The following is a 24,789-nucleotide window of genomic DNA, read 5'->3' as shown; positions in this document are numbered from 1 at the left end:
AGCAACGAGAGTAAAAAGGAGGCTGCGGCAATGAATCAGTATCAGTTGCCGGATCGGGAAGGGGAAGAGGCGGTTATGCCGCAACCCGAGACGTTAGGCACGATGGTGAAGTCCCGCTTCGGGCAGGCTGCCGTTATTCTGCACAGGGGAGGACGGCATACCGTATGCTTCGTCAGCAACGGTGCGCCTGCGATTTTCCAGGAATTCGACTTGTTGACGGGAGAAACGCTATTCCGGGCTCCGGTGCCGAATACCGACTGCTGCTGGGGAATAAGTTCGGCCGCCGATGAAACCGTTTATGTAACCGGAACCGAAGACGGCATACTGTATCGTTACTGCCCGGATAAGCGGCAATTGGAGCCGGCAGGGGCGACACCTGCAGACAGATGGGTATGGCAGCTACGCTGCGACGGCGGACGCGTCTACGGAGCGACCTATCCCGATTGTGCGGTATTCGAGTACGACTGCGTGTCCGGTGAGGTGCGGGATTACGGAACGGTGATGCCCGGCGAGCAGTACGCTCGGGGACTTACGGTGGACGGGGAGTGGATCTATGCGGGAACCGGCAGCGTCCGGCATGTGGTCAGAGTGAACCGGATAACCGGAGCCAGGGAGGAGCTTGAGCTGCCCGGCATAACCGGACGGCAGGGCTTTGTCGACCGGATCTGGGCATTGCGGGATTATTTGCTCGTGTCGTCCGACTTCTCCGAGGTGCGGGTGTTTCGCAAGCATACGCTAGAGCCTGCGGGAGCTTTCGTATGCGACAACGAGCTGCTCGAGCATCCGGAGGAACCGGGAACGGTCTATTACAAGTCCGGTACGTCCGTCTACCGGAGAAACCTTCTCACGGGGGAAACCGCGGAGGCCGGCTTAGGCGTTTTCCCCGAGGGCAGAGTGAAAGCCATGAAGTGGCTCGAAGGGGAAGACCGCAATCTTGCCTTGGTGACGGGACACGCGGAAGCGGCGTGGACTGAGACGCAAGGAGGAGCGGAAGGCCGGGCAATTTCATATAAACTCTCAGTGGAAGCGCAGCCGATCGAAATTCAGAGCCTGGAGACGGGGCCTGACGGCAAGCTGTACATCGGAGGCTATCACCGGGGCTTCACCGTTTATGATCCTCAAGCGGAACGGATCGAGCGGACGGTCGAAACGTTCCCTCAAACCGAAGGAATCGGATTCCTGGACGGGAACGTATACCTTGGCACTTACACGAAGGCGCGCATGTACCGGTACGATCCGGAGCTGCCGTTCCGATACGGGGAGACGCCCCGTCACAATCCGGGCAGGATCGGGGTTATCGGTCATCGGCAGGACCGGCCGTTCGCCATCGCTTCCGGCGGCGGGAAGCTGTTCGTCGGTACGATCGCCGATTACGGCATCCGGGGAGGGGCTCTGTCCGTGTACGATCCTTGCACGGAACAGTGGAGCGTACATCCCGACATCGTGGAAGATCAGAGCGTCATCGGCTTGGCTTATCTGAACGGCAACGTATACGGCGGGACGACGCTCTGGGGCGGGCTGGGCATTCCCCCTTCGGACGGCCCGGCGAAGATGTTCGTGTGGGACGCGAAGGCGAACCGCAAGATCGGCGAGTTCGTCCCGGACATTCCCGGGATCGATATGCCGCCGCGGATGATCGGCGAGCTGTCGGCCGGCCCTGACGGCCTGATTTGGGGAGCGGCGGACGGAACCTTGTTCGCGATGGAGCCGGCGTCGAGACGGGTGGTCAAAAGCAAAGTGATTCTTCCAAGCGAGTACCGATACAGCAAATGGAGACCGATTTTTTTGCGCTGGGGACCGGACGGTCTCTTGTATACGACGCTCGGCAGGCGTCTTGTCGTCGTAAGGCCGGAGACGATGGAGCATAAGATTCTGAACGATTCCGTCGTCGGCAACATGACGCTCGACCGGTACGGACGGATCTACTATGCACAGGGTACGGAGCTGCTGCGGCTGGGGCCGGCGGCGTTACCGGAATGAACGGAAGCTGCTGCGTTCGAGGTTTGTAAATCCGAAGCCGACTGAAAAGTCGGCTTTTTGACGTTACCGCATACATAGAACGATCGAGCCTGCATCGTCTCGGCGGATGCTGCAGCGGCTGAGACGGAAGCGGCGATCGTCATCGCTCGCGAACTCGCTCGAATGAGAGATAGCGGATTGGCGAGTCGTTATTGCCGGCGAACTCTCACTCATGATGCGATAACGGACTCCGGGGGCGTTATTTCGTCATTTCCGGTGAACGTCCGGTCCAAGTCGGTCAAATAACACCGCGTAAATCCGCTATCCCACGAGAAAAGGACGATTTGCCATAAATAACGCCTCAAAAATCCGCTATGCCCGGGCATACGGATCGTCGTAGGAGTCGTCCGGCAGACGTCAGGCACCCGTAACCGCACCCGGAACTTCTCCCGTTCCTAAGCCGCTTTCAGTCTACGGATCCGGAACATCAAAAGAGGGCGCGCCATGCTTTCGGACGTTTTTTGGCAGCGCTTTGCGGAGGCCGCGACTGAAACAAAAGGCGCTCCGTCTGCGTCAGATGTTCTAAGCAGGTTTTACTATCCTATTACGACGGAATTTGGCATAATAGGGAAAGAAACGAGGGCTATATACAAAGAAAGAAAAATATACCGGTTTCATGCGGGACAGGTGAGAGGGAATCGTGACAATGACATTCGTTAAACGGATCGTACTCGCGTCGCTGCTTCTGGCGGCGGTTGCGTTCGGAACGGCGGCAAGCATGGGGGCGCTGCCGGGTGAGAAACAGGTTTGGGCTGCGGACAGCGAGTCTCCGACGGCCAACATGGTGCTAAACGCAGGATTCGAGGAAGGCGCTGCGGACGCCTCAACTCCGCAAGGCTGGGAGCAGGACGTTTGGGATAAGGGGGCGGATGTGACGAAATTCCGCATGGATACCGGACAGGTCCATGCGGGGAGCCGTTCCGCCGTTATCGAGAACGTCAGGCCGAACGACGCCAAGCTCATCCAGAAGCAGGCCGTCAAGCCAAATACGAAGTACAAGCTGTCGGCTTGGGTGAAAGCGTCGCAGGTTGGCGCATCGGCCAAGGGGGCTAACGTCTCTGTGCTCGGCGTTCTGGATACGTCCGCGGACGTGAAGGATACGAACGGGCAGTGGCAGCAAGTGACGCTGTACGGCAAAACGGGCGCCAAGCAAACGGAGCTTCAGGTTGCGGTGCGGCTTGGCGGCTACGGCAGCTTGAACACCGGCACGGCCTCGTTCGACGACATCATGCTGGAGGAAGTTCGTTCGGTTCCGTCCGGCTTCAAGACGGTTTCGTTCGAGCCGCAGGAGGTTGCCGTTTCGCAAACGGGACCGAATGATCACGTCTCGGTGTCGCTGACGCCGATCCTTTTGTTTGCCGGTTTATTTGTTCTGCTGTTCGGATTCGTATATATCGTTCTGATCAGACGCAAAGGGCTGGAAGCCGCGCCGGAGGGACGCATTCATGCGCTCGTCGCGGTTTCGCTGGCTGCGGCATTCCTCATTCGTCTTCTGATCGCGCCGACTACGACCGGGTATGCGACAGACACGATGACGTTCCGCGCTTGGGCGGACCGGCTTGCGGAAGTGGGCCTTTCGCATTTCTATACGGGCGAGCAATTTTCCGACTATCCGCCCGGGTATATGTACGTTCTTTATGTGATCGGCACGATCCGCCAAGCGTTCGGCTTCGGGTTCGATGCGCCGGCTTATTTGCTGCTGATCAAGCTGCCGGCGATCATAGCCGATATTCTATCGGCTTATATGCTGTTTAAGATCGCGAGAAGCCGCTTGTCCGCCGGAATCGGCTTCGGCTTGGCGCTGCTCTATGCGTTCGCGCCGGCCGTAGGCGTCAATTCGGCGGTCTGGGGACAGGTGGATTCGTTCTTCGCGTTGTTCCTGCTGCTGACGCTTCGCGATTTGTTCGACCGCCGATACGAGCGTGCGTCCATACTGTTTGCTCTGGCTGTATTAATCAAGCCGCAGGCGCTTATCTTCACCCCGGTGCTGCTGTTCGGCTGGTACGAGCTTCGCCATGCCGCAGGCAAACTGCTTCGCTGCGGGCTGCTCTCGCTCGGCACCTTCGTGCTGCTCGCGCTGCCGTTCGCGGTTCATATGCCGGCCAGCTGGATTTTTAAGCTGTACGGCGAAACGCTAAGCTCTTATCCGTATGCAACCCTTAATGCGTTCAACCTGTTCGCTCTTACCGGCGGCAACTGGGTCGATCAGCATGCGAAGCTCTTGTTTTTGTCGTATCAGACCTGGGGGTATGTCGCGATCGCGGCCGCTCTTGCGGTTACGCTATATGTCACGTACCGCGGACGGGCACTGCACACGAACCGTTCCGTTATGTTTGCGGGGGCGCTGCTCCTGATCGTCACGATGTTCGTCCTGGGCGTCCGGATGCATGAGCGGTACATGTTCCCGGCTCTCATTCTACTGCCTCTGCTCTATATCTTCACGCGAGACAGGCGGGTGCTGCAGCTGTTCCTAGGCTTCGGCTTAACCCATTTCGTCAATGTGGCGTATGTGCTGGAGGCCAGCATGCAGAAGCAAACGGCCATCGACAAGCTGAACGGGATTCTGATGATTTCGTCGCTGGCGAATGTACTGCTGTATGCGTACCTCATCTATGTGTGCGTCGATATGTATGTCAAAGGGCGCATGTTGGTCGTCCAGCCGCTGCAGCTGGTTCCTTCGGAGGACGGCTGGGCGGCGAGGGCGCAAGGCGACGTTCAACTGAACGAAACGGGCAAAGGACGCTCGCTCGCAGCCGGCCAGCGCGGCCGCAAAGAGAAGAAGCAAGCCGGTCCCCCGGCTAAGGCCGCAGGCGAGAAAGGGGCGGGCGCTCCTTCCGGTCCGGCTTCCGCTTCCCGCGGGGACATTAGGCTTACGCGCAAGGACGGGCTCTGGATGGCCGTCATAACGGTCATCTACGCGATCGTCGCTTTCGTCAATCTCGGCTCGGCGACGGCTCCGTCCACGATGTGGAAGCCCGAAAAAAGCGGCGAAACGATTATCGTCGACTTCGGCGCTCCCAAAACGATCGAGCGCGTCAACCTGTACACCGGCATCGGCGACGGCAAGCTGAAGGTGGAGTTTTCGCCGACCCTGGCGTCCTGGCCGGAGACGGGGGCGCAATTGGCGGACATCAACTATGTCAAGGTATTTACTTGGACGAGCTTGCAGATCCGCCAGGACGCCCGCTATGCCAAGCTGACGGTCGAATCTCCGGGACTTGAGCTGTACGAGCTGGCTTTCTTCGAGAAGGACGGCCAAGCGGCTTTGCCGTTTACGACGGTCAAGCCGGCAGAGGGCCAAGCGGCTGCTGACGAGAATGCGGCGAAGATGTTCGACGAGCAGGCGAAAGTGAAATACAAGCCGAGTTACCTCGACGGCACGTATTTTGACGAGATTTATCATGCCCGTACGGCATTCGAGCATTTGAACAGCCTGCCGACTTACGAGAACACGCATCCGCCTCTCGGCAAGCTGATGATTTCCGTCGGAATTTGGCTGTTCGGGATGAATCCGTTCGGCTGGCGGATCGTCGGCACGCTCGTCGGGATCGCCATGCTGCCGCTGATGTACGTATTCGCCAAGCGGATATTCCGCCGCACGCCTTATGCGATCATGGCGACTACGCTGCTGGCGGCCGACTTCATGCATTTCGCGCAAACGCGAATCGCGACGATCGACGTGTACGGCGTCTTTTTCATCATGCTGATGTACTATTTCATGTACCGTTACTTCACGATGAATTTTTACCGGGAGCCGTTCCGGAAGACGCTGGTGCCGCTGTTCTGGGCCGGATTGTTTTTCGGAATCGGAGCCGCGGCTAAATGGATCGTCATTTACGGGGGAGCCGGCCTTGCTTTCTTGTTGTTCCTGTCGCTGTACGAAAGGTACCGGGAATACGAGGCGGCTAAAGGAGCGCTGGCGTCCGCCTATGCGAAGACGGCCCTGCACGATGAATCGGTGCTGGAGCAGTGCCGTTCGATGATCCGCGGGTTTCCGCGCAGGACGCTGGCGACGCTCGGCTGGTGCTGCCTGTTTTTCGGGGCGATACCGATCGTCATTTATGCGCTGTCCTTCATTCCATGGCTGACGGCTGACGGCGGGCATTACACCCTTAAAGGGCTGATCGACGCTCAGAAAAGCATGTTCGATTATCACAGCAAGCTGGTCGCGACGCATTCCTTCGGCTCTCCGTGGTGGGAGTGGCCGGTCATCGTCAAGCCGATCTGGTATTTCGGCGGGCAGGCGCTGCTGCCGGAAGGCATGATTTCCAGCATCGTATCGATGGGCAATCCGGCGGTATGGTGGGTCGGGCTGATTGCGGTGCCCGTTACGATCTGGCTGGTCTCGCGGAGCCGGGACAAGGGCATGATCGTCGTACTGATCGCGTATTTCTCGCAATACGTACCTTGGATGCTGGTGACGCGCCTTACGTTCATTTATCATTACTTCGCGATGGTGCCGTTCATGATCCTGTGCATCACCTACTGCTTGAAGACGCTGATCGAGAAGAAACCGGGCTGGAAAAAAGCCGTTTACGCTTATGTCGGCATCTCCGTTGCGCTCTTTGTCCTGTTCTATCCGATTTTGTCCGGGATGATCGTAAGCAAATCGTATGCGATGTACGTGCTCCGGTGGCTCCCGACATGGTTTTTCTATAGCTGATCCGCTGATTCGATACGGCAAACGGAAGGGCCGCTCTGTACCTATGTGCAGGAGCGGCTTTTTTACGGTCGTTTCCGGCCAGTCGTGATCATCGCTTGCCATTTTGCTTAAAGAGGACAGGCAAAAGAGGGCAATGCCGTTTGCTCTGCATCAACGTTTCATATAAGATAAAGTAAGTCGAAAATGTACTGATTTGAGGTTACGGGAAAATCGGGAAAAAGCCGCTGTCTTCGAAAGCAAAGAGGGAGGGGCGGCGCGCAAGGAAAAAGGGAAAAGGGAAAAGGGACAGGGGACGCAATGGACGCAATGGATTCTAACAAGCCGCAGACGAAGCGGCATGGCTTGCTGCAATTTTTGAAGTTCAACATCGTCGGGCTGCTCAACACCGGAATCGACATGGCCGTTTTTTTTGCGTTGACCGGATTGGGAGTCGGTTACATCCTTGCGCAGACGTTGTCCTACGCATGCGGGATGCTCAACAGCTACTTGTGGAACCGGAACTGGACGTTCCGCCAAGCGGGTGGAAGCGCCGGCAACCATCCGAAGTCGGAACGGAAGCAAATCGTGCGTTTTATCGTCCTGAACGGCGCAACGCTGCTGCTGTCAATCGGCCTGCTTTACGTGCTGGTCACACGAATGGGGATGCCCGCAGGGCTCGGAAAGATCGTGGCGACAGCTTGTACGCTGGTCGTAAATTTTGCGGGAAGCCGTCTGTGGGTATTTCACTCGCAAAAGCCGGCGGCATAGTCTTTTTTGGCAACAAGAGGTCGGCCGGTTAGTCCAGGCCCACCTTTAACATTCTGCTAACGAGAGTCAGTCATCCGGGAAAGCGATTGAACAGGCAGGTGGAACGTGCTCAAAAATTTAATTGCCAATGTAGCTTTGCTTACCGCGTATTTGTTTGTGGTCAGCCAGCTTTTTCGAAGCCGCCCGATTGACCGGGACGCCTCGATTCCGCGGAAGCTGTTTTTCGGCTTGCTGAGCGGCGGCTTCGGAATCGTGCTGATGAGCTACAGCATAGAGCTTGACGGATTTACGCGCCTTGATCTGCGTTATTTGGCCGTCATGGTTGCTGCCCAGTACGGGGGTTTTGCCGCAGCGCTTCCTGCCGGCCTTGTCGTCGCGCTCGGCAGGGTTTTATTCTTCGGGGGATTAAGCCATCCTGCTCTTACGGGAGGCGTCAGCATCATCGTATACGGACTGATTGCCGGCGCGGTCGCCGAACGCGTGCAGTCTTTATGGCGCCGCTGGACGATATTTTTGGCCGTGTTCGCAGTCGTTGTCAGCGCAAGCCTGACGTATTCGTTCGGTTTCCAAAGCATGGACTACCTCCCGATTTATTTGCTGGTAGGGGTCGGAGGCGGCTATTTCACGACTTATTTGATCGATCATCTGAACCGTTCCACGGCTACGCTGATGAAGCTGAAGGATGCTTCGGGGAAAGATTTCTTAACCGGCTTGAACAACCGCCGTTCGTTCAACACCGCGTACCAGGCGGCGCTGGCGCGCGTTTATGCGGGCGGGCAACCGCTTTCTCTGCTGCTGCTCGACATCGATTATTTCAAACAAATCAACGATACGTACGGCCATGGCGCAGGGGACGCGGTACTCTCCCAATTCGGACGCATGCTCTCCGGTATGACGCGCAATCAGGATACGATTTCGCGCATAGGGGGCGAAGAATTTTCCGTCTTGCTGCCGGATTGTCCGCATGACCGAGCGCTCGACATTGCCGAACGCATTCGGCAAGCGGCGGAGTCGTCCGACTTTCGGCTGCAGGACGGAAAACGCATGATCGTGACCGTATCCGTCGGCGTAGCCTCTTATCCGAACACCTCGGCCGGGGAACTGCTGGCGGTAGCCGATAAAGCGCTTTACGAAGCCAAGAGGCTCGGCCGGAACCGGGTGTGCGGCAGCGCCGCGCTGAAGGGACGCAAATAACGAAAGCCAGCCGGTCCTCGGAGGAGGACAAGCTGGCTTTCGTTTGCGCAGGAAACCTTACAGCGGGACGACGACTTCTTGCTTTTGGCGGAAAAATACCCATTCGCGGTATCCGATTTCTTTAAGCCGTTTGGCTACCAGCTCCCATTCGTCGCCTACGCGGCCGGGCTTGTGAGCGTCCGAGCCGAACGTCACTTTGACGCCGTAACGAAGAGCCAGCTCAAGAATGTCGTCGGACGGGTACCAGCCGCCGCAATCCTTCGTGCTGCCGGACGTATTGATTTCGATCGCGATGCCGCATTCGCCTATTATTTTCAGCGTATCCTCGACCGCTTTCGTCTGAATGGACGAGAAAGACGGATAGAACCCTTTCATCGCGTCGATATGTCCGAGTATCTGAAACATCCCGGACTGCGCCGACTGCCGGATCTGGTCGTAATAGGTTTCTTTGACGCCGATTTTTTCCGCCTCGGACAGGCCTTTCCAGCGGTTCTTATTGAAAATGCTGACTCCGTTCGTCTGATGCACGGAACCGATAATATAGTCGAACGGGTACTTGTCGTATACGGCACGGTATACATCCGCATGCTCGGGAAAAAAGTCCGATTCGACGCCGAGCAGCACCTCGATTTTGTCCTTATAGGCTTCTTTCAGCCGCAGCACTTCATCCACGTATTTGGAAAACTCGCTTTTGGCCATCGCAATCCATGGCTCCGCATGATCTTCTTTCCGGGCGAAATAAGGGGAATGATCGGAAATGCCGATCACCTGCAGCCCGTGCTTGATTCCGGCTTCGACGTAATCGCGGATGCTGTCGACGGCATGACCGCAGCGCTCGTGATGGGTATGGAGATCGAATTTCATGGTAATCCTCCGCTATTCGTTGAATGGAAATGATGTCCGTTCGTCTAACGTACCGAATTAGTATAACCGATACCGTATGCCGGCAACCGTTCCGGGCTGCTACTCCGAGCCGATGAAATGGGTTTCCGGCATTCCTTTCAGATCGCTCAAAAACTGCTGCATCGCAGAGTTCAAATAACGTCCCGACTTGTAAATGACGCCGACGGGGTGGCTGATTTCGAGCTCGCTTACCTGGATCATTTTGAGCGTGCCCAGACGGACCTCGTTCGCCGCCGACAGCTTCGAGATGATCGCCGCGCCAAGGTTCAGCTCCACCATGCGCTTGACTTCCTCGCTGCTCGACAGCTCCATGACGACCTGCGGGACGATGCCGAGCCTCTGGAAAATTTGATCCACGAACCGTCTGCCCGCCGTGTCCGGCGACAGCATGATGAAGGGGATGTACCGCAGCTCTTCTACGGTCGTATGCGAGTAACGGGAGAGCGGGTGATCCGTCGAGACGACCAGCTCGAACGTGTCGTAGTAGAGAACGGACGTTTCGAGTCCGGGATGCTTTTCGAATAAATATCCGATGCCCATATCGATAGCGCCGTTCTCGACGCTCGTCATGATCTGCGAGGACGGCATCGAATGGATTGTCGTCTTGATCATCGGGAACTGATTTTGGAAGTACGACAGCACCCGCGGCAAAATTTGCATGGCGATCGACGTCGTCGTCCCGAGATGAATATGGCCTTGAGGCGTGTTCTCCAGATCCGCCAGCCGCTGTCGCATATCTTCGACGGTTCGGACGATTTTGTAAGCATGATCGAGAAAAACGCGGCCGCTGTCCGTCAGCGTCACCGGTTGATTGCGGTCGATCAGCGTCGTCTGGAATTCGTCCTCGAGACTTTTGATTTGTGCAGAGACGGCAGGCTGCGTCAGATTGAGCAGCTCTCCCGCTTTACGGAAGCTCATGGTTTTGGAAAGGGTAATGAATGTTTCCAGCTGATTGATGTTCATTCGCCGTTGCCTCCTTTCGCGATAGCGGTTCCGTTAACGCGGTAATGTTGTAGATCATTATATGACAAGCGAAAAGGGCAGGCAACGTTAAGAACGATTTTTTGCGTGAATGGCAAAAAAACATTTACTGTGACTCGGTTCAATAAAAGGCGTCAGCCCCGGAGCAAGCGCTGCGCTTGCTCCATGATGTCCGTGACGATTTCGCCGGCGGACTGTCCGTCGGTCAAAAGCGGCGTTCCTTGGCCGGCCCATAGCGACATATATTCGGCGTTATGCCCTTCGGCGACGGCATTGCGGATATCGCGGGTCGCGGTGTTCTGCGACGGAAACGGCAGCGGCGCTACGCCTGCTTGCTCGAACGTTCGGATGAAGGCGTTGCGGATGCCCCGCGCAGGCCTGCCCGAGAAGGCGGTCGTAATCGTGGTGCTTTCCTCGTCGGCGGCAAGAAGCGCTGCCCGGTAAGCGGGATGGGCGCCAGATTCCGCCGCGGTAAGGAACCGGGTGCCCAGCTGTACCCCCTGCGCGCCAAGCGCGAGAGCGGCGACAAGGCCGCGCCCGTCCATAATTCCGCCGGCAGCGGCAACGGGAACGCGTACCGCATCCGCGATTTGCGGCACTAAAGCGAACGTGCCGACGTTAGCGCCGAGCGGTCGGGCGGATACGTCGAACGTCCCGCGATGGCCGCCGGCCTCGGAGCCCTGGGCTACGATGATGTCCGCACCCGATTGTTCGGCGATCCGGGCTTCTTTAACGGTCGTCGCCATCGCGACGATCTTCATGCCGATCCGGTGCGCTTCCGCCGCTTCTCTCTCGGGCAAGACGCCGAAAGCCGTGCTGATGACCGGCACTTGCTCTTCCAGCACGACGGCGATCTGCGCTTCGACCCAGTCTGGCGTCACGGGAGGAGCAGCGCCCTCGGCAGGCTTCAGCGAAAGCGTCCGCCGGATGCCGTCCAGCACCGGTTGAACGGCGGCGGAACGGCTCCAGTCGTCCTTCATCGAGGAGAGGAACAGATTGACGCCGAACGGCTTATCGGTCCTTTTGCGAATCTCCGCAATAGCCGTGCGGATATCTTCGGGCTTCATATAGGCCGCCCCGAGCGTTCCGAGCGCACCGGCTTCGGAAACGGCCGCGACAAGCTCCGGCGTCGTCGGTCCGCCGGCCATCCCGGCTTGAAGGATCGGAAGCCGGATACCCAGCTTCCGGCACAATTCGGTATACAGCGCCAGGCTCATCGTTGATCACCTGCCTGTAGGGAATCGAGTTCGGAAATTGCGTGGAGCACGGCTTCAAGAGGGGTCAGCACGGGGATGCCGGACTCCTGTTCGAAGGCTTGTCCGGCGGCCGACATTGACAGCTGCGCGACGGCAAGCTGCCGCGCATTCCCGTCTGCGCCGTTTTCTTTAACGACTCCGGCCGCCGTTCTTAGGCCTTCCGCCAGCCGCTCGGCGTAGGCTTCGCGCCGTCCGCCCATCAGCAGCGCGAAGGCGTCTTCGATCAAGCCGAATGTCGCATCCGGCCGGGTGCCTTTCGCTTCATGCCATGCCAGCAGTCTGGCCATCGTGGACTCGACCGTCCCAGGATTCGTAAAGACCAAGTGAACGGGCCTCTCGGCAGCGTCAAGCGAGCGAAAGAAAAGCTCGTCCAGACGCAGGAGCGGTATGTTTCTGTAGACTGCAGCGGGAAGCAGCGCGCAATATTCGGTGCAGGTTACAAGTATGGCGTCCGCACCGCAGGAGGCGATCCAGGCGAGCGCGCTTGCCAGCCCGGCACTGGCCTGTTCTAGATCGAAGCCGGGATCGTTAGCCAGCCGTTCGGCTATGCCGGGTTCAACGAAGTGGAGGAAGCGGATAGAAGGCGAAGCAGCCGCTTCGAAATATCCCGCATTGGAATAATGGGCGTGCAGGCAGCCTATGGTTAGCGGCACGTAGTCGGACTCCTTTCGTATACGGATTCTCGTACCAATTTTACCCTATAGGAGAACAGGATGAAAGGCGATGGGATTAGGGGGAGATTTATTTTGTAATTAGATGCATAGTAATATATAATAAAGTATAGATAGATATATAATTATTAAGTTATAAAGGATGAATGTCTTGGCTCAAACCTATAGCAAGGCCAAAATCGAGCATTATTTGGAACGGCTTCGAGTGCGAAGCAAGGCATACTGCCAACAATCGGAGCTAACCGAATTCAAGGAGGTGCGTCAATTTCTGCTCGGTCAAATTTCCGCAAACGAACTCATTATCAAGGAATTGAAGGCGGAGTTCGGGTTATGCGGGGTGAATTCGGAAGAGGAAGGGAAGCGGGAGCATGACGTCGAAATCGTTGCAAGTGAAGAAGAATAAACCGATTCAACACCAAAGGATGGGTATTTCCCAGGTTGCGAGGCGGGCGCTTTTCATCATGATCGGAGCGGCCCTCATGTCGGTCGGACTGGAAATCTTTCTGGTGCCCAACAATATTATCGACGGCGGCGTTGTCGGCATTTCGATTATCGTATCTCATTTAAGCGGGTTACCGCTCGGCCTATTTCTATTTTTACTCAATTTGCCGTTCTTATTTCTTGGCTATAAGCAAATCGGGAAAACGTTCGCGATATCGACGCTGTTCGGCGTAGCGATCATGTCGGTCGGCACTACATTGCTGCATCCGGTTGCGCCTCTTACGATCGATCCGCTGCTGGCCGCCGTTTTCGGCGGGGTCATATTGGGCATCGGGGTCGGGATGGTTATCCGCTTCGGGGGATCGCTCGACGGTACGGAGATCGTCGCTATTCTGCTGAATAAGAAGACGCCGTTCTCGGTCGGCGAAGTGGTCATGTTTTTCAACTTTTTCATCCTGGGCAGCGCCGGTTTCGTCTTCGGCTGGGATCATGCGATGTACTCGCTGATCGCCTACTATATCGCTTTCAAAATGATCGACCTTACGATCGAAGGCTTCGACGAGTCGAAGGCCGTTTGGATCATCAGCGAACGCTATAAAGATATCGGCGATGCGCTGCTTGACCGGCTTGGCCGGGGCGTTACGTATTTCCATGGCGAAGGCGGCTTCTCCGGGGACAGCAAGCGGGTTATATTCTGCGTCATCACCCGTCTGGAGGAAGCGAAGCTGAAGTCGATCGTCGACGACATCGATTCGAATGCGTTCATGGCGGTGGGTAATATCCACGACGTCAAGGGCGGACGCTTCAAGAAGAAAGATATTCACTAATCACCTGCCAAAAAGAAATCGGCGAGTACGGTTTTTCGAAATCGTATTGGCCGGTTTCTTTTTTGCTGCGGCTATGTACAAAATCCATATTGGAGTTGGGTTGCGGGGACTTTGCTATGGCTGCCGGGACGCTTGTTTGTCCTTGAAAGCGCGTAGACAATCGCTGCAAATGCATGCTTTCCGCCGATCTTCGGTGGGGATGATCTCGAAAATCTCGCGGGGAAAGCCCGCCGTGCTGCACCAGCAGGCTTCAACCGGCTTGCCCGAGAGAACGGCGCAGCCGTTGTCTCTACCGCATAGCGGGCAGCGTTTGGCTTGTTCGGTCTGATCCGTCACGTTCAGCACCGCCTTTCGATTAGGGTAGTTTCCATTATAGCATCGGTATGGGCTCCTTTATAAGCCGCAAGCCGCGAACGAACCTTTCCGATGCCGCATTTCGCTTTGTATTTTCATTACAGGGGCCCTATAATAAGGGGAGTTTGGCGATAGTAATCGGATCATGGACGGTTTCATATAGATCGGTTGGGGAGGACTTGTTATGAATTTTGGTTGCTGCCTGTTGATGAAGAGAGCGGACGGAGAAGCGGACGAAAGCGCGGTCTTGCTGCGCCAGCTCGAGGAAGGAATTGCCGCGGCGGCCGAAGCGGGCTTCGATTTCATCGAACTGCCGTCATGGGCGGTATCGCGGCTTGCGCCGGGCGAAACGGAACGGGCGAAGCGGCTTCTTGCGGAAAGCGGATTACGGGCTCCCGTGTTTAACAGCATTGTTCCGCCGGGAGCGATGCTGGCCGGGCCGGATGCCGATCCGGAAGCGCTGGACGCGCATCTGAAGGAAACGATGCGCGCCGTACGCGATTTCGGCGGCGAGGTTGCGGTGTTCGGCGGGGCCAAGCAGCGCTTCGCTCCGAAAGGATTCGCCCGCGATGCGGCACTCGAGCAGATCGAGCGCTTCGTGCAGCTGTGCGAACGCCATGCGGCGGATAACGGCATCGTCGTTGCCGTCGAGCATATCAGCCGCAAGGAGACGAACATGGTTCGCACGCTGGAGGAAGCGACGGAGCTTGCCGCCAAGCAGTATTCGCCGCATGTGAAGGCGCTGGCCGACTCCTACCATATGTTTATCGAACGGGAGGAGTTCGACAGCCTTACGGAGGCGGTCGATATGGATTTGCTGGCGCATGTTCATCTGGCCGACCGGGACCGGAAGTTTCCGGGGGAAGCCGCCGGGCCGGAGGCTGGCGGCGAAGTCGAGGAAGCCGCGCCAGGCGTCGATTTTGCCGCGCTGATCGGAGCGCTGCGCGATTCGGGCTACGAGGGAAGGCTCTCGCTCGAATGCCTGTACGCCGATTGGAACGAGCTGCGCGTCAAAGGGAAAGCTTCGCTGGCTCTGCTGCGCAGTTTGTAAGGAACCGAGGCTAATCCGTGAGACGCCCGGTTTATCATGAGCAGATCGAACGGTTGTAAACGGTAGAGGACTCGTCCCGCAGCTTGGGAAGAAGACCGGCATGAGCCGGTCAAGTATAAAGCGAACCGTGCACGGTAACCCGGCATGGTTCTTTTTTTCGTCACAACGTTTTGGAGAGAACCGGTTCTCGGTCGATTATAATGGAATTATTGGGAAGGAGTGGTAGCGATGATGTGGAAGGGCGCCGCAGCCGTATGCGTAAATGCGCAGGGGCAGATGCTCATGATTTTGCAGGGAAAGCCGGAGGAGGAGAAGCGCTGGTCGGTTCCGTCGGGCGGCATGGAAGAGGGAGAAACGTTCGAGCAATGCTGCGCCCGCGAGGCGTGGGAGGAAACCGGCTACCGTGTCGCGGTAGGCAAGCGGCTTCATGAGAAAAGCGGCGAGTTTTCCGGAATCGCCTACACGGTGCGCTATTTCGAATGTCAAATCGTCGAAGGCACGCCGACCATCCAGGATCCGGACGGGCTTATCCACGAAATCGCCTGGAAATCGGCGGACGACCTGCGGACTCTGCCGCTTTGCTTCCCGGAGGATCTGGCGTTCCTGCTAGGCGTACTCGAGGAAAGGCATTGCGTCTGAAGGGAGGCCGCGCATGGGCAAAACGGCCAAACAGCCGATTGAACGGGGAAAGCTGAGACTTTGGCTCGGAATCGGCTATTTTCGTCTTAGGCGTTATGCGAAATGGATAACCGGCGGCACCCGGTTTGCTAGGGAGCGGGGTTCCTCCAGAATGGCTTTTGTCGCTTACCGGCACCAAACGCCGCTTCTCCGTAAGCTGAGCCAGGTCGACATGCGGCTGCAGCATAACAAAGTCCGCAATCTGCTGATCGCGGTGCGGGCGGTGGACGGGATCGTCGTCAAGCCGGGAGAAACGTTCTCGTACTGGCGGCTGATCGGCAAGCCGACGCGCCGCAAAGGCTATGTGGACGGGATGATCCTGTCCAACGGCCGGGTTACGGAAGGAACGGGCGGGGGCTTGTGCCAGCTGTCCAATTTGATCTATTGGATGACGCTGCATACGCCGCTAGCCGTGACCGAGAGGCACCGGCACAGCTACGACGTGTTTCCCGACGCCAACCGGACGCAGCCGTTCGGGAGCGGGGCGACCTGCTATTACAATTACGTCGATCTGCAAATCTACAACCCGACCAAGCAGGCCTTTCAGCTATGCGTCGCTTTATCGGAGACGCACTTGGCCGGCGAGTGGAGAAGCGAAAGCACGGTGCCGTTCTCGTATGAAATCTACGAAAAAGAGCATCGGATCGCCCAGCAGTCCTGGGGCGGCTACACGCGGCATAACGTCTTGCACCGCAGCGTATTCGGCGCCGGCGGGGAACGGGTACGCGACGAGTACGTGACGGAAAATCATGCGCTCATGATGTATTCGTCGCTGCTCGCATCAGGCTCGGATAAGGAGAAGCGGGGTTGATCCCATGCGTCCCTGCCCTCGTTGTTCGCTCGCGGCGAATCGTTCGGCAGGTTTCGTGCGAGCATCGGGTTCATAAGCCCTGATGAAAAAAGCCCTGGCCGACATTGAGCATGTCGAGCCGGGGCTTTGTGGATCAGGCAAGCTTGAGGCGGACGCAAAAGCGGATTTCGCTGGCTTCGCTTTCGGCCCAAATTTCGCCGTTATGGGCATCGACGATGCTTTTGGCGATGGCAAGGCCGAGGCCCGTGCCGCCGGTAGCGGAAGTGCGGGACGCGTCGACCCGGTAGAAGCGGTCGAATAATTTCGGGAGCTCCTCCTTGCTGATCGGATCGCCGAAATTGGTTACGCATACCCTGACGTACTCGTTTTCCCGGGTCATGGCGACCGTGACGACGCCGGGTTTCAAACTGTATTTGACCGCGTTCGTCAGCAGGTTTTCGAAGACGCGGATCATTTTGTCCGCATCGATGGTGACCATCAGCTTCTCGGAAGGCAAAATACGGCGCAGTTTCAGTTCGTTCTCCTCCGCGTAGCCGACCAGCTCCTCCGACAGCTGCTCCAGCAGCTCATTCAAGCAAACGCGTTCCTGATGCATCCGGATATCGTGATTGGACAGCTTCGTATAATCGAACAAGTCGTCGATAAGTCCTTTTAATTTCTCCGATTTGCCGAAAGCGATATTTACATAAGCATCGGCTTGTTGTTCGTTTTCGAAGTTTTTATCCTTCAGCAGCCGCAAATAGCCCATAATCAGCGTAAGCGGCGTCCTCAGGTCGTGCGACACGTTCGTAATCAGTTCGTTTTTGGTCCGTTCGGCTCGCCGCTCTTCCTCGATCGTCCGCTGGAGCTCCCCTGTCATATGGTTGATATGGCTTGCTAACGTTCCAAGCTCGTCCTTGCTTCTTTGCTCCACCCGGTAGTTGAGATTGCCGCGCGAGATTTCCATCAGTCCTTGTGCCAGCTCTTCGATGTAGCGCATTTTGCGTTTCGTCATCCAGTAGAACAGGAAGATGAAGGCTGCCGCTGCCGCAAGCAATGCAAGGGAAGAGTCCTCGTGGCGAGTGGACAAATAAGGCTCCGGAACGCCGCTGATCACCATGTAGCCCTTTTGCCCCTGAACCTCGACCGGATAGAAGCTCGTCACTTCCTTGCCGCGCGACCACGTGCCGTAATTCGATCTCTCCATCGCGTTGCGGACAAGCGAGTGAACGTCGACCTGGGTCTCCGTCGCTTTGCCGTTCTTGAAGACGACTTTTCCTTCGGGATCGATGAACATGATTTTGTAGGAATCGTCGAAACGGGGGCTGTTGATGTACTCCTGCAATTCCTGCGCCGTCCTGTTGTTCCAGCGGATATAATCCGCGAGCTCCCTCGCCATATTTTCGACTTCGAACGTATTGTATTGGATCGTCGACGTCGCGTTGAATTGGCGCAAAAACGAGTTGCTGATCGAGTAAGCGAGCAGTGTAGCCGCCACGCAAACCGCAAACGTAAAAATAAGCTGCAGCCGGACGCTTCGCTGCATGTTGATTCTCGCCGATTTGACTATGCGGACGGCGAACCGGGTGAGGTCACCGAACCAGTTGAACGGAAAAATATTAAGTTTCAATTTTGTAGCCGACCCCCCAAACGGTTTTGATATACTTCGGTTTGCGCGGACTTTCTTCGATCTTTTCGCGAATTTTGCGGATGTGCACCATGACGGTATTGTCCGATTCGAAGAACGATTCCCCCCATACGTTCTCGTAAATGCGCTCGATGCTGAACACGATGCCGCGGTTGCGAGCAAGCAGCTCCAAGATGGCAAATTCCCGCGGAGTTAGCTTGACGTCCCGCCCGTCGACTTTTATCTCATGAGTGGCCGTGTTGATCGTCAGCTCGTCGATTTCGATCTCATGCTCCTTGTGCGGAGCGGAGACGTTCAATCTCGTATATCTCCTGAGCTGGGATTTGACGCGCGCCAGCAGCTCAAGCGGGTTGAAAGGCTTGGTTACGTAGTCGTCGGCTCCGGTGCTGAGTCCCAAAATTTTGTCCATATCCTCGCTCTTTGCGGAAAGCATGATGATCGGCATGTTTTTTTGCTCGCGGATTTTTAGACACGCCTGAATACCGTCCATCCGGGGCATCATAATATCCAGAATGATCAGATCGACTTCCTGCTTCTGCAAAATATCGAGCGCTTCCAAGCCGTTGAGGGCGTGAATCGTGCGATAGCCGTCGTTCTTCAAATAAATGTCGAGCAGATCGAGGATATCCTTCTCATCGTCGACCAGCAATATCGTTTCGTTAGCCAAAGGATGCTCACACTCGCTTTCGTTTAGAAACGGTAGAGGCCCCCGCATGTAATCGGCAAAGCTACCGCGTTTCATTGTGAAGATATCGTTTAGTATAACGCGCAGTTCTTAACAAATGGGAGAGAGAATTCTTAAACTTATCTTAATTGAATAACTTAAATTCCGAGCGAAATAGATGGGAATGTTCACAATTTCGTAGCACAAATAGCCCTTTCGAGTCATGCTGCACGTATCGCTTTCCGATATGCTGATTGTAGCCGAGGACGGGGAACATGGAAAGAACGACTTCGTCCGCCAACACCAGTTAAAGAAGGGTCTGATGTAGAATGAGAAAGCTTCCTGTTTTATTGTTTGCCAGCCTGCTCGCGATGATGCTGATGGCAAGCGCCGTAAGCGCACACGTCACCGTATTTCCGAAGGATGCCACGCAAGGGGCGTACGAGAAGTTCACGGTACGCGTCCCAAGCGAGGATAAAGAAAGCCCGACGACGAAGGTGGAACTTAAGTTTGCCGCCAACGATGTAGCCGTTTCCCGCGTAGAACCGAAGCCGGGCTGGAAATACGAAATCGCCAAGGACGGGGAAGGCAAAGTAACGGGCATCACTTGGACAGCGACGGATACCGGCATCCTGGCGACCGAATTCGTGGAGTTCAACGTACAAGGCAAAGTGGGCGACACCGCTTCGCAAATCACGTGGAAAGCGTACCAAACGTATAAGAACGGCACCGTCGTCGAATGGACGGGCGCTCCGGATGCGAAGACGCCTGCTTCGGTTACGGCCGTGAAAGCGAAGCCTGCTAGCGGCGCTACCGACAGCCACGGCAACACGACGGCGGCACCGGCAGCGGGCGCAGCCGAGGAAAAAGCGGAATCGCAACTGCCGCTGTACTTGTCGATTGCCGGTCTAGTGCTTGGCGCCTTGGCGCTGCTAGTAGCGCTGACGAAGAAAGCGAAATAAGCATTCGCTTGAGGAAGAGGATTCCAATGCTCGTCAGAGCAGAGCATAAATGATGTAGAACAATTAGAACCTGCAACACTACTGTAAATGTGGTGATGCGGGTTCTTTTTGTTTTTTATCGTGAGGGGGGAAGGTCCATTGGAGCAGCGCTATGTTGTATTGTGTACAATACTTTAGCTCGGGTGGTGCATTTTTTGTTACTTATGTTGTAAAATTAGCAGCATTTTAGGTGAAATCTCGCTAAAAACGACCGTTTCATCCGGAAATGTTGTAAAAAATACAACAGTAGAAGGGGAAAGGCAAATTTTTAAGCCAAATTGTTGTAGAAAGTACAATATACGCCGTAATGTGGATAGTCGACGAAGGAGTATTAATGCGGTGAGTGGAGTAGCAATGGTGGGGAAGTGTTCATGCGGAGAGTGGAGTAATGATGGTGGGGAAGTGTGAAAGCGGTGAGAGGAGTAGCGAGGGGGGGAGGTGTGAATGAGGGGAGAGGAGTAGCGATGGTGGGGAAGTGTGAATGCGGAGAGCGGAGTAGCGGTGGTGGGAAAGTGTGAATACGGAGAGTAGAGTAGCGAGGGGGGGGGGAGGTGTGAATGAGGGGAGAGGAGTAGTGTTGGTGGGGAAGTGTGAATGCGGAGAGTGGAGTAATGATGGTGGGAAAGTGTGAATGCGTAGAGAGGAGTAGCGATGGAAGGGAAGTGTGAATGCGGTGAGTAGAGTAGTGTTGGTGGGAAAGTGTGAATGCGGAGAGAGGAGTAGCGGTGGTGGGAAAGTGTGAATGCGGAGATAGGAGTAGTGTTGGTGGGGAGGTGTGAATGCGGAGAATGGAGTAGCGATGGTGGGGAAGTGTGAATGCGGAGAGTGGAGTAGCGGTGGTGGGAATGTCTCGCCCCTCCCCACAAAGAGCCTCGGCGAAAAAAGGCATCCGAGCCGATAACGGTTCGGATGCCTAGCCTTGCTTGGTTCGGATGCCTAGCCTTGCTTGGTTCGGATGCCTAGCCTTGCTTGGTTCGGATGCCTAGCCTTGCTTGGTTCGGATGCCTAGCCTTGCTTGGTTCGGATGCCTAGCCTTGCTTGGTTCGGATGCCTAGCCTTGCTTGGTTCGGATGCCTAGCTTTGCTTGGTTCGGACGTCTAGCCTGCTTGGTTCATATGCCTGGCCTTGCTTTAACTCGTATGCCTAGCCATGATGCTTCAAATGCTGCAGCGAAGTTCACTTCTATTCCAAAAGCTCTTTACTTGCCGTACCCGAGCTCTTGAAGCTGCTTGGTGGCCGAGTCGAGGAACGTTTTGTAATTCATGGACGTTTCCATCGTCTTGAGGAAGGCGTCGTATTCCGCGAGCGGCCGTTTGTTGTAAATGAACTTGACGAGCTCCTCCTCCTGAAACCGGTTCGCATCGGCCGAATTATAGCCGTCCGGTACGGTCAGGAAGCCGTTCAGCGTCTGCTTCCGCGGCTGCTTGTTGGCGAATTCGATGAAGGCTGCCTGCGGAGCGAACTTCGTTTGCAAGTAAGTCATTTCCGGGCGCCCCGTAAATTGGTACAGCCAGGTGTAGCTGGCTTCCTTGCCCATCAAGTCGGTCGGCACGACCTTGTCGCCTTCCAGGTTGTAATGCTTCCCTTTGACGCCGAACTGGACGAGCATCGAGCCGTCTTTGACCGAGACGTAGTTGATCAGGTCGATAACCTTTTGCAGCTTTTCTTTATTGTTTTCGAGCGCTTTCGGAATGGCGTAGAGGCCGGACGAGCCGCCGATGTCGTAGTTGCCCTCGAACTGTCCGCCGGGACCCTTGAGCGCAGCTACTTGCACCCAGTTCGCGTTCGGGTTGACCTTCTTAATCTGCTCGGTGAACTGCTCCTTCGACATATTCGGCCAGTCGATGTAGACGATGCCCGCGAGTCCTTTTATCGCTTTTTCCTGATGCTGCAAGCCGCTGTTGGCCATAATTTCGGGATCTACGGCGCCTGCGGCGATCATCTTGTTGATGAATGCCAACGCATCCTTCATCGCCGGATCGTACAGCGAATTGACCAGCTTGCCGTCCTTGACCGAGAACGATCCGGGATCGGTTACCCCGTAAGCGCCGAAAATCGGTGCGAACGTTCCCAGCTTGCCGCCGGTCAATCCGAGCGTATCCTTCTTGCCGTTGCCGTCCGGATCCCGATCGGCGAAAGCTTTGGCAACCGCCAGCAGCTCATCCGGCGTCGTCGGGATTTGCAGCTTCAGCGCATCCAGCCAATCCTTACGAATCCAGTAGGTGTTGTATGGAATGTTCGGGGCTTTCGAGATCGCTACGATTTTGCCGTCGACGGTTCCTTTCTTGATGCTGTCCTCGCCGATAAAGTCTTTAGCCGGCTTCAGCTTATCCAAGTACGGCTTCAAGTCGAGCAGCAGCCCTTGCTGGGCGAACTGCTTCAGCATCGCACGGTCGGACACCTGGAACATATCGGGGAAGTTGCCGGATGCGAGCCGTACGTTCAGCTGGTTTTTATAGTCGTCTCCCGATGCGTATACCGTTAGGTTAATATCCGTATTCAGAGCTTTATCCAGCTCTTGCTTGATGAAATCTTTGTCCTGCGACGGGAGGTTGTTGCCGGTTTCGATGATGTCCAGCTTCACCGGCTTGGCCGGTTCGCTCGATTTGGCCGGCACCGAGCTTTTGGGCGTTTCGGTCGTCGTGCCGCCGGTTGTCGTTTTCTCCCCGCCGCTTGAGCAGCCTGCCAGCAGCCCGGTTGCCAGGAACGGAATGATCATTGCGGAAGTTAGCGCTTTCCCTTTTTTCATAGCGTAAACCCCTCTATTCTTTAGGAATATTGATCTATATTGAACCGGCCGCGGACGCTCCTGCAGGTAAACGTCAGGCGGATTCCGGAATCAACCTTTGATGGAGCCGAGCAGCATGCCTTTCGTAAAATGCTTCTGGATGAACGGATACACGGCGATAATCGGCAAGCTCGCGAGCACGACGGAAGCCATCTGGAGCGTTTCGGTAGGGGTCATGTTCTCGGCGTTCTCGAGCGGCTGCTGCGTCTGAATCAAGATTTCGCGGACGACGACCTGCAAGGGGAACATGGTGCGGTCGGTCACATAAAGTATCGCTTGAAAAAACTCGTTCCAGTGACCGACCGCATAAAACAGTCCGACCGTGAGCGTAACCGGCACGGAAAGCGGGACGACAAGACTCCATAAAATCCGGAATTCCTTGGCCCCGTCGATGCGGGCGGATTCGAACAGCTCCTCGGGAAGATTCTCGTAGAAGCTTTTCATGATCAGGACGTTAAAGCTCCATACGAGACTCGGTATGATCATCGCCCAGAGCGAATTCAGCAAGCCTACGGATTTGACCGTCAAGTAGGTCGGAATAATGCCGCCGCTGAACAGCATCGTGAACACGACCATAAGGAGGAAAAGACTCCGGCCAGGCAGCTGCTTGCGGCTCAGCGGATAAGCCATCAAAGCGGTGACGAGCAGGTTGCAGATCGTGCCGCCGACGGTGATGATGATCGTGACCCAGAAGGCGTCCGGAATGTTCGATTCCGTCAGCAGCTTGTGATAGGCGTCAAAGGTGATCGACTTCGGGATGAGCAGAAAGCCTCCGTTTTTGAGTACCTCGCTGAACGGCGTAAGCGAAACGGATAAGACGTACAGAAGCGGGAACAGAGCGGCAACCGCGGACAGCAGCAAAATGACGACTACCAGAGCGTTAAACAGCCTGTCTTCGATTCCTTTTACCATATGCTCTCCCCCATACGTTTGGCGATCCGGTTAGCTGCAATGACGAGTACGAAGCCGATCACCGCTTTGAACAGGCCGACGGCGGAGGCGACGCTGAAGTTCAACTGCTGGATGCCGGTCCGGAATACCCAAGTGTCGATAATATCGGCGACGGGATACACCTGAATGTTGTACAAAATATAGATTTGCTCGAAGCCGGCGTCGAGAATGTGCCCCAGCCGGAGAATAAGCAGCAGCACGATGACGCTTCGGATGCCGGGCAGCGTGATGTGCCAAATCATGCGCAGCCGGCTTGCGCCGTCGACCCGGGCCGCTTCGTACAACGTCGGATCGATGCCGGCCATCGCGGCCAAGTAAATGATCGCGCCCCAGCCGAGATTTTGCCAGATTTCCGAGCCGACGAGCAGCGAGCGAAAGTAGGTTGTCGACGTCAGGAAAGGTATCGTTTGGCCGCCCAAATCTTTGATCCAGTGATTGACGAGGCCGGAGTTTTGCGAAAGCAGCGCGAGCATAATGCCGTAGATGATGACCCAGGATAAGAAATGGGGCATGTAGGTCAGCGTTTGCACGAGCGATTTGAACCAGCGGATCCGGCATTCGTTCAGGAGCAGCGCCATGATGATCGGAGGCACGACCCCGAAGATCAGCTTATACAGGCTGATGAGGAACGTATTGGTCAGCAGCTGGCTGAAGTAAGGCGAGTTGAAAAAGGTGAGGAAATGTTTGTTCCAAGGATCCGCCCACGGGCTTCGTAGGATGCCGTCGACGATGCTGTAATCCTTGAAGGCGATAACCGCTCCGTACATCGGAATGTAACGAAAAATGACATAGTACGCGACGCCGGGCAGCAGCATCACATACAGCGGCTTGAACCGCCAAATGCGGACGAGCAGCTGCAGGATGCCGGACGACTTGCCGACCGCGGCGGCCCGGGACTGAAGGAAGGCCGGTTTCTGTTCCAGATCGATCACCTCTTATTACGCATGCCGCGTGTGTTTGTAACCGCATACATTTTGATAACATGTTCATTATAACAAGAGGGAAATGGGAACAAATATACATAAAACAGACAATAATGTAAGATAATTTGTCATCTTTATGCTGAGAAACGGATGGAAAGCGCGAAGCAGCTTAGCTTAACTCGCACAAGAGAACAATAACAGGCTAAGGGGGGCTTCCAAAGCGACCGAAGGATACGTTT

The 24,789-nt window shown here is 55.9% G+C and carries 21 protein-coding genes; 10 read left to right on the top strand and 11 right to left on the bottom strand.

All coding sequences use genetic code 11. The features are described 5' to 3' along the window. Window positions 1-30: 30 nt before the first annotated feature. Entirely contained in the window at window positions 31-1,980 is a 1,950-nt protein-coding gene (locus ACKGJP_RS27620) for a hypothetical protein (protein WP_409341997.1), read from the top strand. A 209-nt stretch (window positions 1,981-2,189) separates the two neighbouring features. Here ACKGJP_RS27620 and ACKGJP_RS27615 read toward each other — a convergent pair whose 3' ends face one another. Continuing rightward, window positions 2,190-2,396, bottom strand: coding sequence for a hypothetical protein (locus tag ACKGJP_RS27615; protein ID WP_409341996.1), 207 nt, complete (start codon window positions 2,394-2,396; stop codon window positions 2,190-2,192). 269 nt (window positions 2,397-2,665) lie between these two features. Here ACKGJP_RS27615 and ACKGJP_RS27610 point away from each other — a divergent pair, with 269 nt between their 5' ends. The 3 genes from ACKGJP_RS27610 (at window position 2,666) to ACKGJP_RS27600 (ending at window position 8,623) form a co-directional block, all read left to right on the top strand. Continuing rightward, on the top strand, window positions 2,666-6,682 hold the full coding sequence (locus ACKGJP_RS27610; RefSeq protein ID WP_409341995.1) for a phospholipid carrier-dependent glycosyltransferase: 4,017 nt from the start codon (window positions 2,666-2,668) through the stop codon (window positions 6,680-6,682). Window positions 6,683-6,988: 306 nt separating this feature from the next. Continuing rightward, complete coding sequence (locus ACKGJP_RS27605; RefSeq protein ID WP_409341994.1) at window positions 6,989-7,429, top strand: GtrA family protein; 441 nt, start codon at window positions 6,989-6,991, stop codon at window positions 7,427-7,429. A gap of 105 nt (window positions 7,430-7,534) precedes the next feature. Then, window positions 7,535-8,623, top strand: coding sequence for a GGDEF domain-containing protein (locus ACKGJP_RS27600; protein WP_409341993.1), 1,089 nt, complete (start codon window positions 7,535-7,537; stop codon window positions 8,621-8,623). 57 nt (window positions 8,624-8,680) lie between these two features. Here ACKGJP_RS27600 and ACKGJP_RS27595 read toward each other — a convergent pair whose 3' ends face one another. The 4 genes from ACKGJP_RS27595 to ACKGJP_RS27580 form a co-directional block, all read right to left on the bottom strand. Next, window positions 8,681-9,487 carry a histidinol-phosphatase gene (locus ACKGJP_RS27595; RefSeq protein ID WP_409341992.1) on the bottom strand — a complete coding sequence of 269 codons (807 nt, stop codon included), beginning with the start codon at window positions 9,485-9,487 and terminating at the stop codon, window positions 8,681-8,683. Between the two features lie 99 nt (window positions 9,488-9,586). Continuing rightward, on the bottom strand, window positions 9,587-10,489 hold the full coding sequence (locus ACKGJP_RS27590; RefSeq protein WP_409341991.1) for a LysR family transcriptional regulator: 903 nt from the start codon (window positions 10,487-10,489) through the stop codon (window positions 9,587-9,589). Window positions 10,490-10,641: 152 nt separating this feature from the next. Continuing rightward, window positions 10,642-11,724, bottom strand: a complete 1,083-nt coding sequence (locus ACKGJP_RS27585; protein WP_409341990.1) for an NAD(P)H-dependent flavin oxidoreductase — start codon at window positions 11,722-11,724, stop codon at window positions 10,642-10,644. Next, complete coding sequence (locus tag ACKGJP_RS27580) at window positions 11,721-12,416, bottom strand: hypothetical protein (protein ID WP_409341989.1); 696 nt, start codon at window positions 12,414-12,416, stop codon at window positions 11,721-11,723. Before ACKGJP_RS27580 ends, ACKGJP_RS27585 begins: the two co-directional genes overlap by 4 nt. A 169-nt stretch (window positions 12,417-12,585) precedes the next feature. Between ACKGJP_RS27580 and ACKGJP_RS27575 the strand changes: the two genes are divergently transcribed. After that, on the top strand, window positions 12,586-12,837 hold the full coding sequence (locus ACKGJP_RS27575; RefSeq protein ID WP_409341988.1) for a hypothetical protein: 252 nt from the start codon (window positions 12,586-12,588) through the stop codon (window positions 12,835-12,837). Window positions 12,838-12,856: 19 nt separating this feature from the next. Further along, entirely contained in the window at window positions 12,857-13,702 is an 846-nt protein-coding gene (locus tag ACKGJP_RS27570) for a YitT family protein (RefSeq protein ID WP_409347266.1), read from the top strand. Between the two features lie 114 nt (window positions 13,703-13,816). On the opposite strand, the gene ACKGJP_RS27565 is transcribed toward ACKGJP_RS27570, so the two are convergent. Then, complete coding sequence (locus tag ACKGJP_RS27565) at window positions 13,817-14,038, bottom strand: cysteine-rich CWC family protein (protein WP_409341987.1); 222 nt, start codon at window positions 14,036-14,038, stop codon at window positions 13,817-13,819. 202 nt (window positions 14,039-14,240) lie between these two features. Here ACKGJP_RS27565 and ACKGJP_RS27560 point away from each other — a divergent pair, with 202 nt between their 5' ends. The 3 genes from ACKGJP_RS27560 (at window position 14,241) to ACKGJP_RS27550 (ending at window position 16,596) form a co-directional block, all read left to right on the top strand. Then, window positions 14,241-15,107: a sugar phosphate isomerase/epimerase family protein gene (locus ACKGJP_RS27560; RefSeq protein WP_409341986.1), complete on the top strand. Its 867-nt coding sequence runs from the start codon at window positions 14,241-14,243 to the stop codon at window positions 15,105-15,107. Window positions 15,108-15,335: 228 nt separating this feature from the next. After that, a complete protein-coding gene (locus ACKGJP_RS27555) occupies window positions 15,336-15,746 on the top strand; it encodes an NUDIX hydrolase (RefSeq protein ID WP_409341985.1) in 411 nt (136 codons plus the stop codon). Between the two features lie 13 nt (window positions 15,747-15,759). Continuing rightward, a complete protein-coding gene (locus tag ACKGJP_RS27550; protein WP_409341984.1) occupies window positions 15,760-16,596 on the top strand; it encodes a VanW family protein in 837 nt (278 codons plus the stop codon). A 133-nt stretch (window positions 16,597-16,729) separates the two neighbouring features. Here ACKGJP_RS27550 and ACKGJP_RS27545 read toward each other — a convergent pair whose 3' ends face one another. Continuing rightward, entirely contained in the window at window positions 16,730-18,205 is a 1,476-nt protein-coding gene (locus ACKGJP_RS27545) for an ATP-binding protein (RefSeq protein ID WP_409341983.1), read from the bottom strand. Next, window positions 18,195-18,938: a response regulator transcription factor gene (locus ACKGJP_RS27540; protein ID WP_409347265.1), complete on the bottom strand. Its 744-nt coding sequence runs from the start codon at window positions 18,936-18,938 to the stop codon at window positions 18,195-18,197. The genes ACKGJP_RS27545 and ACKGJP_RS27540 overlap by 11 nt, the downstream gene beginning before the upstream one ends. Before the next feature lie 278 nt (window positions 18,939-19,216). Between ACKGJP_RS27540 and ACKGJP_RS27535 the strand changes: the two genes are divergently transcribed. Then, complete coding sequence (locus ACKGJP_RS27535; RefSeq protein ID WP_409341982.1) at window positions 19,217-19,849, top strand: YcnI family protein; 633 nt, start codon at window positions 19,217-19,219, stop codon at window positions 19,847-19,849. 1,237 nt (window positions 19,850-21,086) lie between these two features. Here ACKGJP_RS27535 and ACKGJP_RS27530 read toward each other — a convergent pair. The 3 genes from ACKGJP_RS27530 to ACKGJP_RS27520 all read right to left on the bottom strand — a co-directional run bounded on the left by ACKGJP_RS27530 (window position 21,087) and on the right by ACKGJP_RS27520 (window position 24,442). Next, entirely contained in the window at window positions 21,087-22,637 is a 1,551-nt protein-coding gene (locus ACKGJP_RS27530; protein ID WP_409341981.1) for an extracellular solute-binding protein, read from the bottom strand. A 90-nt stretch (window positions 22,638-22,727) separates the two neighbouring features. Next, window positions 22,728-23,588: a carbohydrate ABC transporter permease gene (locus ACKGJP_RS27525; protein ID WP_409341980.1), complete on the bottom strand. Its 861-nt coding sequence runs from the start codon at window positions 23,586-23,588 to the stop codon at window positions 22,728-22,730. Continuing rightward, window positions 23,582-24,442, bottom strand: coding sequence for an ABC transporter permease (locus ACKGJP_RS27520; RefSeq protein ID WP_409347264.1), 861 nt, complete (start codon window positions 24,440-24,442; stop codon window positions 23,582-23,584). The genes ACKGJP_RS27525 and ACKGJP_RS27520 overlap by 7 nt, the downstream gene beginning before the upstream one ends. Window positions 24,443-24,789: the final 347 nt, after the last annotated feature.

It is taken from the genome of Paenibacillus litoralis (genome assembly GCF_046244365.1).
In the GTDB taxonomy this organism is placed as follows: Bacteria; Bacillota; Bacilli; order Paenibacillales; family NBRC-103111; genus Paenibacillus_V.
This window is presented reverse-complemented; position numbering and strand designations above follow the sequence as displayed.

Bases quoted from the DNA above. Each gene is read 5' to 3' on its own strand.
- ACKGJP_RS27620 (WP_409341997.1), top strand. From the start codon at position 31: ATGAATCAGTATCAGTTGCCGGATCGGGAAGGGGAAGAGGCGGTTATG.
- ACKGJP_RS27610 (WP_409341995.1), top strand. From the start codon at position 2,666: ATGACATTCGTTAAACGGATCGTACTCGCGTCGCTGCTTCTGGCGGCG.
- ACKGJP_RS27605 (WP_409341994.1), top strand. From the start codon at position 6,989: ATGGATTCTAACAAGCCGCAGACGAAGCGGCATGGCTTGCTGCAATTT.
- ACKGJP_RS27595 (WP_409341992.1), bottom strand. From the start codon at position 9,487: ATGAAATTCGATCTCCATACCCATCACGAGCGCTGCGGTCATGCCGTC.
- ACKGJP_RS27590 (WP_409341991.1), bottom strand. From the start codon at position 10,489: ATGAACATCAATCAGCTGGAAACATTCATTACCCTTTCCAAAACCATG.
- ACKGJP_RS27585 (WP_409341990.1), bottom strand. From the start codon at position 11,724: ATGAGCCTGGCGCTGTATACCGAATTGTGCCGGAAGCTGGGTATCCGG.
- ACKGJP_RS27570 (WP_409347266.1), top strand. From the start codon at position 12,857: ATGGGTATTTCCCAGGTTGCGAGGCGGGCGCTTTTCATCATGATCGGA.
- ACKGJP_RS27560 (WP_409341986.1), top strand. From the start codon at position 14,241: ATGAATTTTGGTTGCTGCCTGTTGATGAAGAGAGCGGACGGAGAAGCG.
- ACKGJP_RS27555 (WP_409341985.1), top strand. From the start codon at position 15,336: ATGATGTGGAAGGGCGCCGCAGCCGTATGCGTAAATGCGCAGGGGCAG.
- ACKGJP_RS27550 (WP_409341984.1), top strand. From the start codon at position 15,760: ATGGGCAAAACGGCCAAACAGCCGATTGAACGGGGAAAGCTGAGACTT.
- ACKGJP_RS27540 (WP_409347265.1), bottom strand. From the start codon at position 18,938: ATGCGGGGGCCTCTACCGTTTCTAAACGAAAGCGAGTGTGAGCATCCT.
- ACKGJP_RS27535 (WP_409341982.1), top strand. From the start codon at position 19,217: ATGAGAAAGCTTCCTGTTTTATTGTTTGCCAGCCTGCTCGCGATGATG.
- ACKGJP_RS27530 (WP_409341981.1), bottom strand. From the start codon at position 22,637: ATGAAAAAAGGGAAAGCGCTAACTTCCGCAATGATCATTCCGTTCCTG.
- ACKGJP_RS27525 (WP_409341980.1), bottom strand. From the start codon at position 23,588: ATGGTAAAAGGAATCGAAGACAGGCTGTTTAACGCTCTGGTAGTCGTC.
- ACKGJP_RS27520 (WP_409347264.1), bottom strand. From the start codon at position 24,442: ATGCTGCTGCCCGGCGTCGCGTACTATGTCATTTTTCGTTACATTCCG.